General features: G+C 61.0%; 14 protein-coding genes. 3 read left to right on the forward strand and 11 right to left on the reverse strand.

From position 1 onward, the window contains the following. Positions 1 to 92: 92 nt before the first annotated feature. Positions 93 to 674 (reverse strand): mechanosensitive ion channel family protein, encoded by a 582-nt coding sequence (locus tag F7R06_RS04235; RefSeq protein ID WP_090326486.1) that lies wholly within the window; start codon positions 672 to 674, stop codon positions 93 to 95. After that, positions 674 to 2584: an ATP-binding cassette domain-containing protein gene (locus F7R06_RS04240; RefSeq protein WP_090326489.1), complete on the reverse strand. Its 1911-nt coding sequence runs from the start codon at positions 2582 to 2584 to the stop codon at positions 674 to 676. The genes F7R06_RS04235 and F7R06_RS04240 overlap by 1 nt, the downstream gene beginning before the upstream one ends. 50 nt (positions 2585 to 2634) lie before the next feature. Here F7R06_RS04240 and F7R06_RS04245 point away from each other — a divergent pair, with 50 nt between their 5' ends. Continuing rightward, a complete protein-coding gene (locus F7R06_RS04245) occupies positions 2635 to 3099 on the forward strand; it encodes a TIGR02444 family protein (RefSeq protein ID WP_090326491.1) in 465 nt (154 codons plus the stop codon). Here the strand turns inward: F7R06_RS04245 and F7R06_RS04250 are convergent. After that, entirely contained in the window at positions 3096 to 4226 is a 1131-nt protein-coding gene (locus F7R06_RS04250) for an AlgP family protein (protein ID WP_090326494.1), read from the reverse strand. The two genes, F7R06_RS04245 and F7R06_RS04250, sit on opposite strands and share 4 nt — an antisense overlap. A 192-nt stretch (positions 4227 to 4418) precedes the next feature. Between F7R06_RS04250 and F7R06_RS04255 the strand changes: the two genes are divergently transcribed. Continuing rightward, positions 4419 to 5084, forward strand: a complete 666-nt coding sequence (locus F7R06_RS04255; protein WP_090326496.1) for an FKBP-type peptidyl-prolyl cis-trans isomerase — start codon at positions 4419 to 4421, stop codon at positions 5082 to 5084. A 60-nt stretch (positions 5085 to 5144) separates the two neighbouring features. On the opposite strand, the gene rsd is transcribed toward F7R06_RS04255, so the two are convergent. The 7 genes from rsd to F7R06_RS04290 form a co-directional block, all read right to left on the reverse strand. Then, entirely contained in the window at positions 5145 to 5603 is a 459-nt protein-coding gene (gene rsd / locus F7R06_RS04260) for a sigma D regulator (RefSeq protein ID WP_090326498.1), read from the reverse strand. A 177-nt stretch (positions 5604 to 5780) separates the two neighbouring features. Beyond that, positions 5781 to 6326 (reverse strand): disulfide bond formation protein B, encoded by a 546-nt coding sequence (locus F7R06_RS04265; RefSeq protein ID WP_090326501.1) that lies wholly within the window; start codon positions 6324 to 6326, stop codon positions 5781 to 5783. Positions 6327 to 6555: 229 nt separating this feature from the next. Then, the gene (locus F7R06_RS04270) at positions 6556 to 7794 is read right to left on the reverse strand and encodes a heme biosynthesis protein HemY (RefSeq protein WP_090326504.1); all 1239 of its coding nucleotides are present in this window, start codon (positions 7792 to 7794) and stop codon (positions 6556 to 6558) included. Further along, the gene (locus tag F7R06_RS04275) at positions 7791 to 8933 is read right to left on the reverse strand and encodes a uroporphyrinogen-III C-methyltransferase (RefSeq protein ID WP_090326506.1); all 1143 of its coding nucleotides are present in this window, start codon (positions 8931 to 8933) and stop codon (positions 7791 to 7793) included. Before F7R06_RS04275 ends, F7R06_RS04270 begins: the two co-directional genes overlap by 4 nt. 16 nt (positions 8934 to 8949) lie before the next feature. Next, positions 8950 to 9717 (reverse strand): uroporphyrinogen-III synthase, encoded by a 768-nt coding sequence (locus F7R06_RS04280; RefSeq protein WP_090326510.1) that lies wholly within the window; start codon positions 9715 to 9717, stop codon positions 8950 to 8952. After that, positions 9714 to 10655, reverse strand: a complete 942-nt coding sequence (hemC, locus tag F7R06_RS04285) for a hydroxymethylbilane synthase (RefSeq protein ID WP_090326513.1) — start codon at positions 10653 to 10655, stop codon at positions 9714 to 9716. The genes F7R06_RS04280 and hemC overlap by 4 nt, the downstream gene beginning before the upstream one ends. 138 nt (positions 10656 to 10793) lie before the next feature. After that, positions 10794 to 11540 carry a LytR/AlgR family response regulator transcription factor gene (locus F7R06_RS04290; RefSeq protein ID WP_090326516.1) on the reverse strand — a complete coding sequence of 249 codons (747 nt, stop codon included), beginning with the start codon at positions 11538 to 11540 and terminating at the stop codon, positions 10794 to 10796. Between the two features lie 455 nt (positions 11541 to 11995). Here F7R06_RS04290 and argH point away from each other — a divergent pair, with 455 nt between their 5' ends. Next, the gene (argH, locus tag F7R06_RS04295; RefSeq protein ID WP_047534921.1) at positions 11996 to 13390 is read left to right on the forward strand and encodes an argininosuccinate lyase; all 1395 of its coding nucleotides are present in this window, start codon (positions 11996 to 11998) and stop codon (positions 13388 to 13390) included. 134 nt (positions 13391 to 13524) lie between these two features. Here the strand turns inward: argH and F7R06_RS04300 are convergent, their stop codons facing one another. After that, complete coding sequence (locus F7R06_RS04300; protein ID WP_090326518.1) at positions 13525 to 14184, reverse strand: glutathione S-transferase family protein; 660 nt, start codon at positions 14182 to 14184, stop codon at positions 13525 to 13527. Positions 14185 to 14222 lie beyond the last annotated feature (38 nt).

Genomic DNA, 14222 nt, shown 5'->3' on the forward strand with positions numbered 1-14222 from the left:
AACAGACGTCTAAGCTAATGCGGCTTTGGCCCGATGACCACCGATTTTTTGTAGGACATGACGACTGCCGACCAGCGCGGCCGGTGTCTCGGCTACTTTTCGAAACCGCTCGAAGGAAAGACATCACTGCCGCGCCAGCGTCGAACCGAACGCTGGAAAAACAGGCTGTTGGGCACTTGCACCATGGCACTGCCGGTTCCGAGCTCTTCGGCCTCAATCAATGTGGTGTAAAGCAAATTGATCGCTACTACCCGGCCTTTGACCCCGGGCTTGTCGGTGGTGTCCACCAGCTCGACCACATCGCCGAGGCGGAAGGGGCCGACCGTGAAGATCAGAATCGCGCAGAGCAGGTTGGAGAGCACGCTCCACATGGCGAAAAACGCCACCGCTGCCACCGCGACGAATCCGGACAACGCGGTCCAGAGCACCGTGGCCGAAACCCCGAGACGCTCCAGCACGAAAATCAGCGCGCTGCCCATGATCAGCCAGCGCAGGCCGCCGCGCAGCGGCATCAGCAATTGTGGCGGAAACGGGTAGCGCTCACCGAGACGGTTCAGGCATTTCGCGACGAAGCGCTGGGTGAAGTAACCGGCCAGCAGGATCAACAGGATTTGCGCACCGAGCCAGATCGGCTCGACCCACACTGCCGGCAACGGTAACTTGAGGGCGTCCATCAGGACAGCGCCTCCAGCTCCGCCTGCATGCTTTCCAACAGTTCCAGGGCTTCCATCCAGGCTTCTTCCAGCTCGGCCTCACGCACCTTCAACTTGGCCTGCTCGGCCAACAGATCACGCAATTCGTTCTTGCGCGCCGGTTCGTAGATATCGCTGTCACCGAGACTGGCATCGATCTTCGCCAGTTTCTCGTGGAGCTTGCCCAGTTCGGCTTCGAGCTTGTCGGCCTCGCGCTTGTGCGGTGCCAGTTGCTGACGCAACGCCGCCGCAGCCTGACGCTGGGCTTTCTTGTCGGTCTTGTCCGGATTGACCGGCGTGTTGCTGACCGGGGCATTGCGCTGACGGTACTCCACCAGCCAACGGGTGTAGTCCTCCAGATCACCGTCGAATTCTTCGACCTTGCCATCGGCGACCAGATAGAAATTGTCGGTGGTGCTTTTGAGCAAATGACGGTCGTGGGAAACCACCAGTACCGCGCCACTGAACTCCTGCAGGGCCATGGTCAGCGCCAGGCGCATTTCCAGATCCAGGTGGTTGGTTGGTTCGTCGAGCAGCAACAGGTTCGGTCGGTCCCAGGCGATCAGCGCCAACGCCAGACGCGCCTTCTCGCCACCGGAGAAATTCAGCACGGGCTCATCGATCCGCGCACCACGGAAGTCGAAGCCGCCGAGGAAGTCACGCAGGGTCTGCTCGCGCTCGGTCGGTGCCAGGCGCTGCAAGTGCAGCAACGGGCTGGCCTTCGAGTCCAGGGAATCCAACTGATGCTGTGCGAAGTAACCGACAACCGTGTTCTCGCCACGGGTCAAGCGACCGGCCAGCGGCGTGAGCTCACCCGCAAGGTTCTTGATCAGGGTCGATTTGCCGGCGCCGTTGGGGCCAAGCAGGCCGATCCGTGCGCCAGGCGTCAGTTGCAGCTTGACCTTCTCCAACACCGCCTTCTCGCCATAACCCAGTCGGGCATCGGACAGGTCGATCAGCGGGCTGGAGATTTTCTGCGATTCGCGGAAGACGAAGTCGAACGGCGAGTCGACGTGGGCCGCGGTCAGCTCTTCCATCCGTTCCAGCGCCTTGATCCGGCTCTGGGCCTGGCGGGCCTTGGTGGCCTGGGCCTTGAAACGGGCGATGTAGCTTTCCATGTGCGCACGTTGCGCCTGCTGCTTCTCGTAAGCCTGTTGTTGCTGGGCCAGGCGTTCGGCGCGGGCGCGTTCGAAGGCGCTGTAGCCACCGCGATACAGGGTGATCTTGCGCTGATCGACGTGAGCCACGTGATCGACCACGGCATCGAGGAAATCCCGGTCGTGGGAAATCAGCATCAAGGTGCCGGGATAGCTTTTGAGCCACTCTTCCAGCCAGATGATGGCGTCGAGGTCCAAGTGGTTGGTCGGTTCGTCGAGCAGCAACAGGTCCGAGGGGCACATCAAGGCCTGCGCCAGGTTCAGACGCATCCGCCAGCCGCCGGAGAAATCACCGACTTGCCGGTCCATTTGCTCGTTGGTGAATCCAAGGCCCGCCAGCAGCTTGCGGGCACGGGCATCGGCGGTGTAGCCGTCGGCACTGTCGAGTTCCGAGTGCAGACGGGCCTGAGCGGCACCGTCATGGGCCGCTTCGGCTGCAGCGAGGTCGCGTTGCACCTGACGCAGGCGCAGGTCGCCATCGAGCACATAGTCAACCGCCAGGCGTTCGAGCGTATCGACTTCCTGGCGCATGTGGGCGATACGCCAGTCGGCCGGCAGGAAGCAATCACCCGAGTCCGGGTGCAGCTCACCCCGAAGCAAGGCGAACAGGCTCGATTTGCCGGCGCCGTTGGCACCGATGAGGCCGGCTTTCTGGCCGGCGTGCAGCGTCAACTCGGCGTCTTCTAGCAGACGTTGCGGGCCACGCTGTAAAGTCAGGTTCTGAAGTCGAATCATAATGGCGGCGGAGTCTACCAGCTTCGCTCGCAACTGGCGCGAGTAGCACTATGTCCTCTGACCTGTGGAGCTTTTCCCTTAGCACTTATGCCCGTCCGGGCGTTGAACAGGCGTGCCTGCAATTGCAGTCGGCGGGTGTCAACGTGTGCCTGCTGCTCTGCGCGGCCTGGCTGGGACAGCGAGGGGTCGCCTGCAATGGGCAACGCCTGCAGCAACTTCGCAGCGTGGTTGAGCCGTGGGACAGCGATGTCGTGCAACCGCTGCGGGCATTGCGCATGCAATGGAAAGCCATCGCCATGAATGACACTGAACTGAATGCACTGCGCGAACAGGTGAAGACCCTGGAGCTGGAAGCCGAGCGACATCTGTTGCTACGACTGGAGCGATCGGCACAAGGTTGGCCGCAAGCAGAAGCGACCGATCTGTCGCTCTGGCTCGAAGGTGTCGCGGCGGGCGCCGCTCACCTGGACCGCGACGCGCTGCATCAGCTGCGCGTCGCGGCATCCGGCACTTAGGAAGCGCTGGTTGGGTTGGAGGTGGTTGCGCTCGGAGCAGCGGCCGGCGTTGGCGCTGGCGCGACTGTCGAGGGGGTGGCTGCCGGAGCAGGTGTGGCGGCTGCAGCCGGGACGGCTGGCTTGGCAACTGGCGCGGCGGCCGGCTTGGCGGCAACCGGTTTTTTCACGGCTGGTCTGGCAGCAGGTTTGGCGGCTGGCTTAGCGGCAGGCTTGGCAGCGGGTTTTGCTGCGGCGGGTTTTGCTGCACTGGCCGTGGCAGTTTTGGCGGCAGCGGCAGGTTTCGCCGCAGCAGGTTTGGCAGCTGGTTTAGCCGTCGTTTTTGCAGCAGGTTTTGCCGCTGGCTTGGCAGCGGGTTTAGCTGCGACAGGTTTAGCGGCTGGCTTGGCAGCAGGTTTCGCCGCTGCGGTTTTGGCTGCAGGTTTAGCGGCGGTTTTTGCCGCTGGTTTTGCTGCTGGTTTCGCTGCAGCAGTTTTCGCTACGGCTGGTTTGGCAGCAGCTGTTTTTGCAGCAGCCGGTTTGGCCGCAGCCGGTTTGGCGGCGGTTGTTTTAGCTGCCGGTTTGGCAGCGCTGGCCGCGACGGTTTTTTTCGCCGCAGGTTTTGCGGCAGGCTTGGCTACGGCTTTCACCGGTGCCTTGGCAACCGGTTTGGCGGCAGGCTTGGCCGGTGCTTTTGCAGCAACCGGTTTGGCAGCGGCTTTCTTCGCAGGGGCCGCAGCAGACTTGGCCGCACGCAGGGACAATGCCTTGCCGACAGCCTCTTGAACGCGACCAACGCCCTGGGCCAGTTTCAGGCTTTCTTGAGCGTCGCGCTTGAGTTGCAGGATGTAGCCGCGAGTGTCCGACTGACGCTCCTTGAGGGCATCAAGCAGGTCCTCGAGTTCCTTCACGGCGTCCTTCGCTTTGGCTTGTGCCTTGGCCTTGCCGGCCGATGCAGCGTCCTGCAATTTGGTGCGGGCGTTGTGCAATTTTTCCTGCGCTTTTCCGCGCTGCTTTTCCAGCTTGGCGAGCAGTTTTTCAGCATCAGCCAGTGCTTCGGAACAAGCGGTTTCCAGATGCTCGAGCAAGCTGCCCGAGAGTTGTTGAAGTAAGTGCAACGGGGTATTTACAGGCTTCTTGGTGGCCGACATGGTTTACCTCCTGGCTGACGTGGGTGCGGCTCATACTAGACCTCTGCTGCTACCGCCGCTAGGGCATCTTGACAGTATCCAGAGCGTTGCGTTGCAACAGATCGAAAATGTTCTGCTCTTGCGAAAAAGCAGTTCACCGTTGAATGCATTCGCACTGGCATAATCGCCCGCATCTCAGGTTGGAGGGTGCCCATGTCGCGCTACTTTTTTTTATCGCTGTGCGTGATTTTTTCCACTGCCCACGCGGCCGAAAAAACCCAGGAAAATGACGCTCACGATCTGGCTTACAGTCTGGGTGCGAGCCTCGGCGAACGCCTGCGCCAGGAGGTCCCCGATCTGCAACTGCAGGCGCTCGTCGAAGGTTTGCAGCAAGCCTATCAAGGCAAGCCTCTGGCTTTGAAAGACGAGCAGATCGAACAGATCCTGAATGAGCACGAAGCCCGGGTCGCCATGCAAACGCCTGCGCCCCGAAGCGAAGTGGCCCTGGAAAAAGAGCAGCGCTTTCTCGCCGAGGAAAAAGCCAAGCCCGGTGTTCGTGAACTGGCAGATGGAATACTGCTGACAGAACTGACGCCAGGCACTGGCGCCAAGGCCGGGCCGAACGGCAAGGTGCAGGTGCTGTATATCGGTCGCCTTCCCGACGGCACGGTGTTCGACCAGAACAGCCAGCCACAATGGTTCAGTCTCGATAGCGTGATCAGCGGATGGCGCAGTGCGCTGCAGCAAATGCCGGTCGGTGCGAAATGGCGCCTGGTGATTCCATCGGCGCAAGCCTATGGCGCCGATGGTGCCGGCGACTTGATCGCGCCGTTTACACCGCTGGTGTTCGAAGTCGAACTGCGTGGTGCCACTGGCTGAATGGCGGAAACGAAAAACGGTGCGCAAGGCGCACCGTTTTTGGTATTGCGAGGAGAGACTTCAGGCTTGAACCGAGTCTTCTGCCTTGTGAGCGGTGTGCAGAACTTCGATCAGGCAATCTTCCAGTTCGAAGCGCTCATGCAACAGACCACCCAGCTCCTTGAATTTCTCTGCCACGCACTTGCCTGCATCGCACAGGTCGTTGAACGCGAGCAGTTTCTCGGTGATGACGTCGATGCGCGGGTAGAGGGTCTCAGCCAGTTCCAAACCACGCTTGTCATTGAAAGCCTTGGCTTCACCGGTCAGCTGTTCATAGATCTCGAAATGCCCGGCGGACACGTAATCAACCAGCACACCGCAGAATTCCTGCAAAGGTTTGCGGTTTTCCCCCAGAGCCTCGGGCCTGGCACCGAGCGCATCATAGGCACGAACCAGTTCGTGACGTTCCTGCAACCAACGATCGATCAGCAGATGTACTCCACCCCAACGTTCCTGAGCATTCTGACAACTTTCGAGCATGGCGATCTCTCTTCCCTTGTGGGTCATGCTGCCCTACACCCGTCATACTCTTGAAGGTCAAGAATCGGCCAGGCAGAGCGTCATCGAGCAACATAATTCCAATGACACGTGCGGGCCAGATTATGCCCGCACGACTGTGGCTTCAAGGTACGCAGGCGATAAAGTTCATACAAGTGTTTAATCACCCACCAGGGCCTGGTGCGACGACTCGTCGCTGAGCGGTCGCCGAACGGCGGTCCAGACATGATGCAGCAGTTGATAACCCGCCAGAATCATCATCGCGACGAAGAACAGCAGACTCCACTCCGGGATGCTCAAGTCAAACAGCGTCCAGGAGATTTGTGCGCAATCGATGGTGCCTTTGAACATCTGCTGCAAGATGCACGTCCAGGGCGCGCTGGCGAACAGGTCACTCAAATTGGGCGCACAGGTCGACAATTGCTGCGCCGGATCACTTTGCAGCAACACCTGTCGCCATGCCAGGACAGTGCCGACCAGGCTACTGATCAGTCCGAGCAGCCAATACAGGAAAGAACCGAAGCGACCGGGACCATGCACTGAAGCCATCAGGCAGAAGCCTGTCAGCAGCGCCAAGCAAAACCGTTGCAACAAGCACAAGCCACATGGCTTTAGGCCGACGACGTATTCAAGGTAATAGGACAGGCCCAGGCTGCCCGCAATGAAGACCATGAAAAACAGAGAACGTGAGCAGGCCATAGGCATGGCTTTTCCGTAACAGTGAGGACCGACGGCTACGGTAGAGGAAAGCGCGACAGCCTTTCAAGGCAGGTTGGCAGGGACACTTCAGCAAGAGTGTAGGGAATTCCCGACAGAAAACAGAGGATCAGATGTAGTCGCTTGTAGGATTCTGCTGAAGCCCCATCACGAAAGGAAAATTCCGACAAAAATTTGCACCATCGGATCGCCCCTTCGGGCGACCCTTCACTCACTCTCAAGCGTGAGCCGGCACCGGCAGTGGTGCTGCCAACAAACGCTCGTCCAGCAAGCCCAGACCTTCCTGGAACAGCTGATTACTGCGCTCGGTGTCCCCCATCTGCGCCAGCAACCGAGCCAGTTCGGCACAGGCTTCCGGGTTGCGCTGCACGCGCAGACTGCTTTCCAGATAATCCCGCGCCTTGCCCCACAGGCTGCTTTGCAGGCAAAGGCGCCCCAGGGTCAAAAGCAGGCTCGGGTCGGCTGGATGCTCCTTGAGCCAACCTTCAGCCAGTTGCAGCTGACGCGCCGGATCACTGCCACGAACCAAACCGTAGAGCCGCGCCAGGTGACTGTCGTAGCTGCGCTTGAGCGCTGTCCTCAAGACTTCTTCGGCCTCGACCTGAGCCCCCAGCTGGCGCAGTTGTTCGGCATAGGCGAGCACCAGTTGAGGCTCCTGACGCTGGGCCGAACTCAGCTGCTGCCAGGCACGATTGAGCGTCTGCAAGCCGACGGTTCCGCCTGCTTCCTGATGTGCCGCCAGGGACAAGTTCTCTCCCCAGGCACGGCTCTCCAGCTCGGCCAGTTCAGACGCGGGCAAAACCTTGTCCTTGCGCAACTCCGGCAGCAACCGGATCAACGCCGGCCAGTCGCCCCGCTGCTGATGCAGGCGCTGCAACTGGCGAAGGGCCTGGACGTTATGAGGGTGGCGCTCGTGCATTGCTTGCAGGGTCGCGAGGGCGCCATCGGTGTCACCGCGATCGGTCTGCAATTGCGCGTGGCTCAAGGCGATTGCCAGCTCAGCCTGGGGCTGACGCTCCAACGCACGCTCCAGCAAGTTGTCGCTTTCCTCGTAATGGCCTTGTTCGTTCGCGGCACGGGCAGCACCGAGGTAATACAGCAGCGGCTGGCGTTCGGCTTCCGCCGCCCGGGCCAGATGACGCTGCGCACTGGCCCAGCGACCTTCAGCCAGATCCAGCTGACCATGCTCGATGGCAACCTGCACCCGACGACTGCGATTGCGCCGTGACCATGGGTTGACCACGCCACTGGAAGTCGTCACCAACTCGACCAACGCCTTGATTCCCCAGAGCATCAGCCAAAGGACAGCCACCAGGGCCAACGTTGCCCACAGGCTCGATTCGTAGCGAAAGGTCTTGTAGGCGATCAGCACGTAGCCGGAGTGCTCCGCTATCGCCAAGCCCAGCGCGGCGGTCGCGGCGATGACCAGGAACACGATCACATACAGGCGCTTCATGGCGTGGCCTCCTGCGCCGTGTTCGCGGCAGGTTTGGCCATGGGCTTGACCGAGTCTTCCGCATTCACGTTACGCCGCTCCAGATAAGCCTGAACCGCACTCAGCGTGCCGGTCAGATCCGGAGTGACCACGGTGACAGGCTGCTTGCCCAACTCGGCCACCTGTTCAAGCATCACTTTGCTCTGCGGATTGTCCGGGTTGAAATTGCCCTTGAGCACATCGCGCGCTTCGTCCAGTGCCTGGGAGTACACTGCGGCCTGCCCATTGAGCGCGGCCCATTGCGCTTGCTCGAGCGTCAGGCTCAGGGCCAGTCGCACCTGGCTCAGGCTCTGCCCGGCCAGTAACGGGCGAACATTTTTATCGGCATTGAAATCGATGCGGATGTAGCGCGAAATCTGATCCCACCACTGAGACCAACGGCTGGCGCCATCACCATCAGCGGTCAGGCCGAGCAACGATTCGCCACGATCCTTGTACTCGGGCGCCAGCTCGGTCAGGCCGATCACCTGCTCACGCAATGCCCCCAATCGCAGGAACAGTCCGGTGCGATCCGGTTGCTCGGTGCTGCGCAAGGCCACCAGGGTTTTGGCCACTTGCTCGCGAGCGGCGAAGGCACCGGGATCATTTTGTTCGCGCAGAATTTCATCGGCGCCCTGCACCAGGGCCTGGGCACTGCTGATGTCCTGCAAGGCGGAAAGACGCAGGCTGGCCAGACGCAGCAGGTGCTCGGCCTCGGCCAGACGCCAGTCCTTGCGGCTGGCGCCGAGAACGGTTTCCAGACGCTGGTTCAGGCGTTGCTGATCGCCCTGCAACTGAATCACCAGGCGGCTGCGCTCTTCCAGCACATCGGCGCCGGGAAGTTGCTCAAGGCGTGCACTCAGGCGCTGCTCATTGAGCTTCAGGCTTTGCGACTCATCACTCAACGCCTGCACCTGACTCAGCTGTTGCTGGTTAGTCGCTTGCAGGTGACGCACCTGCCAGACTCCCCAGCCCCCCACCGCGACACCGGCAGCGCCCAACAGCAGCGCGACGATTGCCAGCCCATTGCCTCGACGCTGCTCTGCAGCGGGTGGTGGATTTTCAACCGGTGCATCGAGCACTGGCCGGACGTCTTCTTTAGGCAAGGCTGTTTCGCTCACGTATCCATCCTTTGCATTAGAGAACGGGCACGGGGTGCTCCCGTAACGCCGTCAGCAAAGCCGCGGCACTGGCGCCGCGGCAATCCACAACTGTCAGGGCCCCGGCGGCACGTGCCAGCTCGGCGACCCTGGGACTTGGTACAAACAACGGCAACTGCGCCAACCGTGGCCAGGCATCTGCGGCCAATTGATGCAGGTGCTCAAAACCCTGCCCACTGCTGACCACCAGCCCGTTCAGGCGTTCCGCTTCGATCTGCCGTGGCAACGCTGCCGGCAGGTAGTGCGGCAGTTCACGACGGTACAGCTCCAGATACTCGACACTAGCACCTCGCTCGCGCAGGCGCTCTGCCAGCAACTCGCGACCGCCCTCTCCACGCAGGATCAGCACGCGCGGATCAGGCCCGGCGATAGCCTCGCGCAACGACGCGAGTTCAAGCAAGGCTTCGCTGTCGTCGCCCTGCGCCGGAAAGCTCACGTCCAGGCCATGATCGGCAAGGATCTGCGCCGTCGCCGCGCCGACACTGAACCACTGCACACGGGGCGCTGACGAACAAAACCGGTCAAGCAACTCAAGGGCAATCCGGGCGGCTGGCTTGCTGACCACGATCACGGCGCTGTAACGATCCAGTTCCTGCATCACCTGGCGCATTGTGTCAGAGGCAGGGATCGGCGCTATGTCCAAAAGCGGCAAGCTACTGCTGAAAATCCCCTGTTCGGCCAGCAGATCGCTCAGCGCCGCCGACTCATCCGCCGGACGCGTCAGCAGCAGGCGCCAGCCCGTCACTCGTGACCTGCCTCGCCATAGACCGCTTTGAGAATCTCGTTGGCGCCCTGGCTCAAAAGGTCTTCGGCCACTTGCACACCCAAGGCCTCGGCCTGATCACGCGGCGCGCGAGCTTCGGCATTCAGCAGCAGACCGCCGCTCGGATCCCCCACCAGGCCACGCAACCAGATCTGCTCGCCTTCAAGCACGGCATAGCAGGCAATCGGCACCTGGCAGCCTCCATTGAGGTGTTTATTGAGGGAACGTTCGGCCGTCACGCGGGTGGCGGTGTCCCGGTGATGCAGCGGCGCCAGCAGCGCGTGAATTTCACTGTCTGCACTGCGGCATTCGATGCCGACGGCACCCTGGCCACCGGCGGGCAGGCTGTCGTCAACACTGATGGCCGATGTAATGCGATCTTCGAAGCCCAGGCGAATCAAACCGGCGGATGCAAGGATGATGGCGTCGTATTCACCGGCATCGAGCTTGGCCAGACGAGTATTGACGTTGCCGCGCAGGAAGCGGATTTCCAGGTCCGGACGACGGGTCAGCAATTGGGCCTGGCGACGCAGGCTCGACGTGCCGACGATGCTACCTTCGGGCAACTCATCCAGGCTGGCATAGGTATTGGAGACGAATGCATCGCGCGGGTCTTCGCGCTCGCAGATACAGAACAGCCCCAGGCCTTCGGGGAAGTCCATCGGCACGTCTTTCATGGAATGCACGGCGATGTCGGCTTCGTTTTCCAGCAACGCGGTTTCCAGCTCTTTGACGAACAGCCCCTTGCCACCGATTTTCGACAGCGGCGAGTCAAGCAGCTTGTCGCCACGACTGACCATCGGGACCAGCGTCACGAGCAGACCGGGATGGGCCTCTTCAAGACGGGCTTTGACATATTCGGCCTGCCACAGGGCGAGAGCACTTTTACGCGTGGCGATGCGGATTTCGCGAGAGGACATGGATCAATCCGTACTGAATAGATACGGCGGATAATAACAGCTCAGCCAAATCCACTTTGACTTGTATCAGATACTACTCGGCCTCCCTGGCCCCGGATTTCCGGCATTCGGGTGTGAAATACGCCTGTAACCGGCGAATTAAAGCTGTTGCATCATTTTCCTAACGCCCGCCACGTGGCGTCGACTGACGATCAAGGCGTCACCGTTCAGGCCTTTGAGGAACAGCTGGAAGTGCCCGAGTGGCGTTCGTTGCAGCCGTTCGATGCGATCACGAGCGACCAGTGCGTTGCGGTGGATCCGCACAAAGCGGTCACCAAACTCGTCCTCGAGGGCCTTGAGCGGCTCATCCAGAAGCACTTCGCCGCTCTCGTGGCGCAAGGTCACGTATTTGTGATCGGCAATGAAGTAGACCACCTGATCCAGCGGGATCAGCTCGATTCCCTTTCGGGTTCGGGCGCTGATGTGGCTGCGTGGGCCATTGCCGCTTTCGGCGGCCGGGCGGGTCAGGGCCGAGAGTTGAACACGATTGGGTCGCTCGGCTTTCTTTAATGCGTCATGTAAATGTTCGGTTCGCACAGGTTTCACCAGATAGCCTACGGCGCTGGCCTGTAAGGCTTCCACGGCAAATTCATCGGGCCCTGTGCAGAACACCACGGCGGGCGGGGTTTCGCGTTCGCACAATCGCGCGGCCACTTGCAGGCCATCAAGGCCTGGCATGCGGATATCGAGTAGCACGATATCCGGCTTGTGGCTGTCGATCAGTGCCAACGCTTCTTCGCCGTTCGTGGCGCTGGGCTCCAGGACACTGTATCCCTCGAGTTCGCCAACCATTCGGCTCAGGCGCTCGCGGGCTAGGGGGTCGTCATCAACGATCAGGACATTCATATTGCGCTGGATTCCTGCGTGAGTCTCGCACAAGGATAGCGTAGACAGGGTAAGTGACGTCCGTCACCGCGATCCACGCTAAGACTAGCGCGAGCGTCAAAAAGTGCCGCGAGACCGACGGCTAAATTTTCATCCGCCGGGCAATTGGCGGCCCAGGCTCGCATTGGCGACACAGCGCCACAGGGTTTGCTGATACGCAATCTGAACACCCCCTCTTCTTATAGTCCGCTTGCGCACCGAGAAGTGCACTGATCCTACTGTCCAACTGTAGACGGTTGCCGGGACGATATTGCTCAAATGAAAAATATCGTTGAGCCAATTGCACAGGACTTGCCTGGGACAGGCGCTGGCCACGAAAAAACCAGGCGACCAGTGTCAGCGACAGCAATGGCAACCCTGTTATTATCCGCGGCAGCTTTCAACGCCATCTTTCTTCAGCCGATACGAGCGAATTCATGAGCACTGACAAGACCAATCAGTCCTGGGGCGGCCGCTTCAGTGAACCCGTCGACGCCTTCGTCGCCCGCTTCACCGCCTCCGTCACCTTCGACCAGCGCCTGTATCGCCACGACATCATGGGCTCGATCGCCCACGCCACCATGCTGGCCAAGGTCGGCGTGCTCACCGATGCCGAGCGCGACAGCATCATCGATGGCCTGAAGACCATCCAGGGTGAAATCGAGGCCGGCCAGTTCGACTGGCGCATCGACCTCGAAGACGTACACATGAACATCGAGGCGCGCCTGACCGACCGCATCGGCGTGACCGGCAAGAAGTTGCACACCGGACGCAGTCGTAACGACCAGGTCGCTACCGATATCCGCCTGTGGCTGCGTGACGAAATCGACCTGATTCTGGGCGAAATCACCCGCCTGCAAAAAGGCTTGCTGGAACAGGCCGAACGCGAAGCGGGCAGCATCATGCCAGGCTTCACCCACCTGCAGACCGCACAGCCCGTCACCTTCGGGCACCACATGCTGGCCTGGTTCGAAATGCTCAGCCGCGACTACGAGCGTCTTGTCGACTGCCGCAAGCGCACCAACCGTATGCCTCTGGGCAGCGCCGCCCTGGCCGGGACCACGTACCCGATCGACCGTGAATACACCGCCCAATTGCTGGGTTTCGACGCAGTGGGTGGCAACTCGCTGGACAACGTGTCCGATCGTGACTTCGCTATCGAATTTTGCTCGGCCGCCAGCATCGCGATGATGCACCTGTCACGCTTCTCCGAAGAACTGGTGCTGTGGACCAGTGCGCAATTCCAGTTCATCGATCTGCCAGACCGTTTCTGCACCGGCAGTTCGATCATGCCGCAAAAGAAAAACCCGGACGTGCCGGAACTGGTGCGCGGCAAGAGCGGCCGCGTGTTCGGCGCCTTGATGGGCCTGCTGACCCTGATGAAAGGCCAGCCTCTGGCTTACAACAAGGACAACCAGGAAGACAAGGAACCGCTGTTCGACGCCGCCGATACCCTGCGCGACTCGCTACGGGCCTTCGCCGACATGATCCCGGCGATCAAGCCCAAGCACGCGATGATGCGCGAAGCGGCCCTGCGCGGCTTCTCTACCGCCACTGACCTGGCTGACTACCTGGTCCGCCGTGGTCTGCCGTTCCGTGACTGCCATGAAATCGTTGGCCATGCGGTGAAGTACGGCGTGGAAAGCGGCAAGGACCTGGCGGAGATGAGCCTGGAAGAACTGCGCAAGTTCAGCGACCAGATCGATCAGGACGTTTTCGCAGTACTGACCCTGGAAGGCTCGGTCAACGCCCGTAATCACATCGGCGGCACAGCGCCGGCGCAGGTGAAGGCCGCCGTGGTTCGCGGTCAGGCGTTGCTCGCCAGTCGCTAAAGAGCTTCGCGAGCAGGCGGCACGTCACCCGCTTGCTGTCACAGGTTTTGTGGCGTTCGCCCGATGGCGGCACGACACAAAACCTGTGGGAGCGGGCTTGCCCGCGATGGCATTCGCAAGAGCGCTGAAGATTCCTACTTCTTCGCCGCAACCATTGCCATAAACGCCGGCATCGCCGCTTCCCGATCCGCCGCCACTCGCTGCACGTTCGGGGTTTCTCCCAATCGTTCCAGCAGCGCCTTGGCCTGCGGCACTTCAGCCAACAGATCCATCCCGAACAGTTTGTGCGCCACGCCACACGCCAGCGGCACGCTGTACAGGAAATACAGATCCGCCACGCTCAAGCTGTCGCCCGCTACATAGGGGGCGAACTTGCCGTGCCGGCCCAGGGCCGCCACTCCCAGAAGCAACTCGGCCCTGGTCTTTTCCTTGATCGCATCGGGCACCTTCATGCCGAAAAACGCTTCGCCGTAACAGGCGCGCGCCGGCAGTTCGATGTACAACTCGATTTCCCTGGCCAGCGCCAACACTTGCGCGCGCTGGAATGGATCGCTTGGCAGCAGGGGCCTGCCTTGCTGGCTCTGCTCGATGTACTCGAGAATCACGCTGGTTTCGTTGATGAAGCCCTGCTCGACCTGCAACACCGGCACCTTGCCGCGCGGACTGATGGCCAGCGCCTCGGCGCTGGTGCCGCCGTAAAACGGCACTTCCTCGAAGGCCAGGCCTTTTTCCAGCAACGCCAGTTTGACCATGTTGTAGTAGTTGCTGACGGAAAATCCATAAAGCTTGATCATCACAGAGCCTCCAGGCCGTGCGGGGTGGGCAGTGCCTG

It is taken from the genome of Pseudomonas moorei (assembly GCF_008801475.1).
GTDB classification, from domain to species: Bacteria; Pseudomonadota; Gammaproteobacteria; order Pseudomonadales; family Pseudomonadaceae; genus Aquipseudomonas; species Aquipseudomonas moorei.

Bases quoted from the DNA above. Each gene is read 5' to 3' on its own strand.
- F7R06_RS04245 (WP_090326491.1), top strand. From the start codon at position 2,635: ATGTCCTCTGACCTGTGGAGCTTTTCCCTTAGCACTTATGCCCGTCCG.
- F7R06_RS04270 (WP_090326504.1), bottom strand. From the start codon at position 7,794: ATGAAGCGCCTGTATGTGATCGTGTTCCTGGTCATCGCCGCGACCGCC.
- F7R06_RS04250 (WP_090326494.1), bottom strand. From the start codon at position 4,226: ATGTCGGCCACCAAGAAGCCTGTAAATACCCCGTTGCACTTACTTCAA.
- F7R06_RS04265 (WP_090326501.1), bottom strand. From the start codon at position 6,326: ATGCCTATGGCCTGCTCACGTTCTCTGTTTTTCATGGTCTTCATTGCG.
- F7R06_RS04300 (WP_090326518.1), bottom strand. From the start codon at position 14,184: ATGATCAAGCTTTATGGATTTTCCGTCAGCAACTACTACAACATGGTC.
- F7R06_RS04290 (WP_090326516.1), bottom strand. From the start codon at position 11,540: ATGAATGTCCTGATCGTTGATGACGACCCCCTAGCCCGCGAGCGCCTG.
- F7R06_RS04255 (WP_090326496.1), top strand. From the start codon at position 4,419: ATGTCGCGCTACTTTTTTTTATCGCTGTGCGTGATTTTTTCCACTGCC.
- F7R06_RS04235 (WP_090326486.1), bottom strand. From the start codon at position 674: ATGGACGCCCTCAAGTTACCGTTGCCGGCAGTGTGGGTCGAGCCGATC.
- hemC (WP_090326513.1), bottom strand. From the start codon at position 10,655: ATGTCCTCTCGCGAAATCCGCATCGCCACGCGTAAAAGTGCTCTCGCC.
- argH (WP_047534921.1), top strand. From the start codon at position 11,996: ATGAGCACTGACAAGACCAATCAGTCCTGGGGCGGCCGCTTCAGTGAA.
- F7R06_RS04240 (WP_090326489.1), bottom strand. From the start codon at position 2,584: ATGATTCGACTTCAGAACCTGACTTTACAGCGTGGCCCGCAACGTCTG.
- rsd (WP_090326498.1), bottom strand. From the start codon at position 5,603: ATGCTCGAAAGTTGTCAGAATGCTCAGGAACGTTGGGGTGGAGTACAT.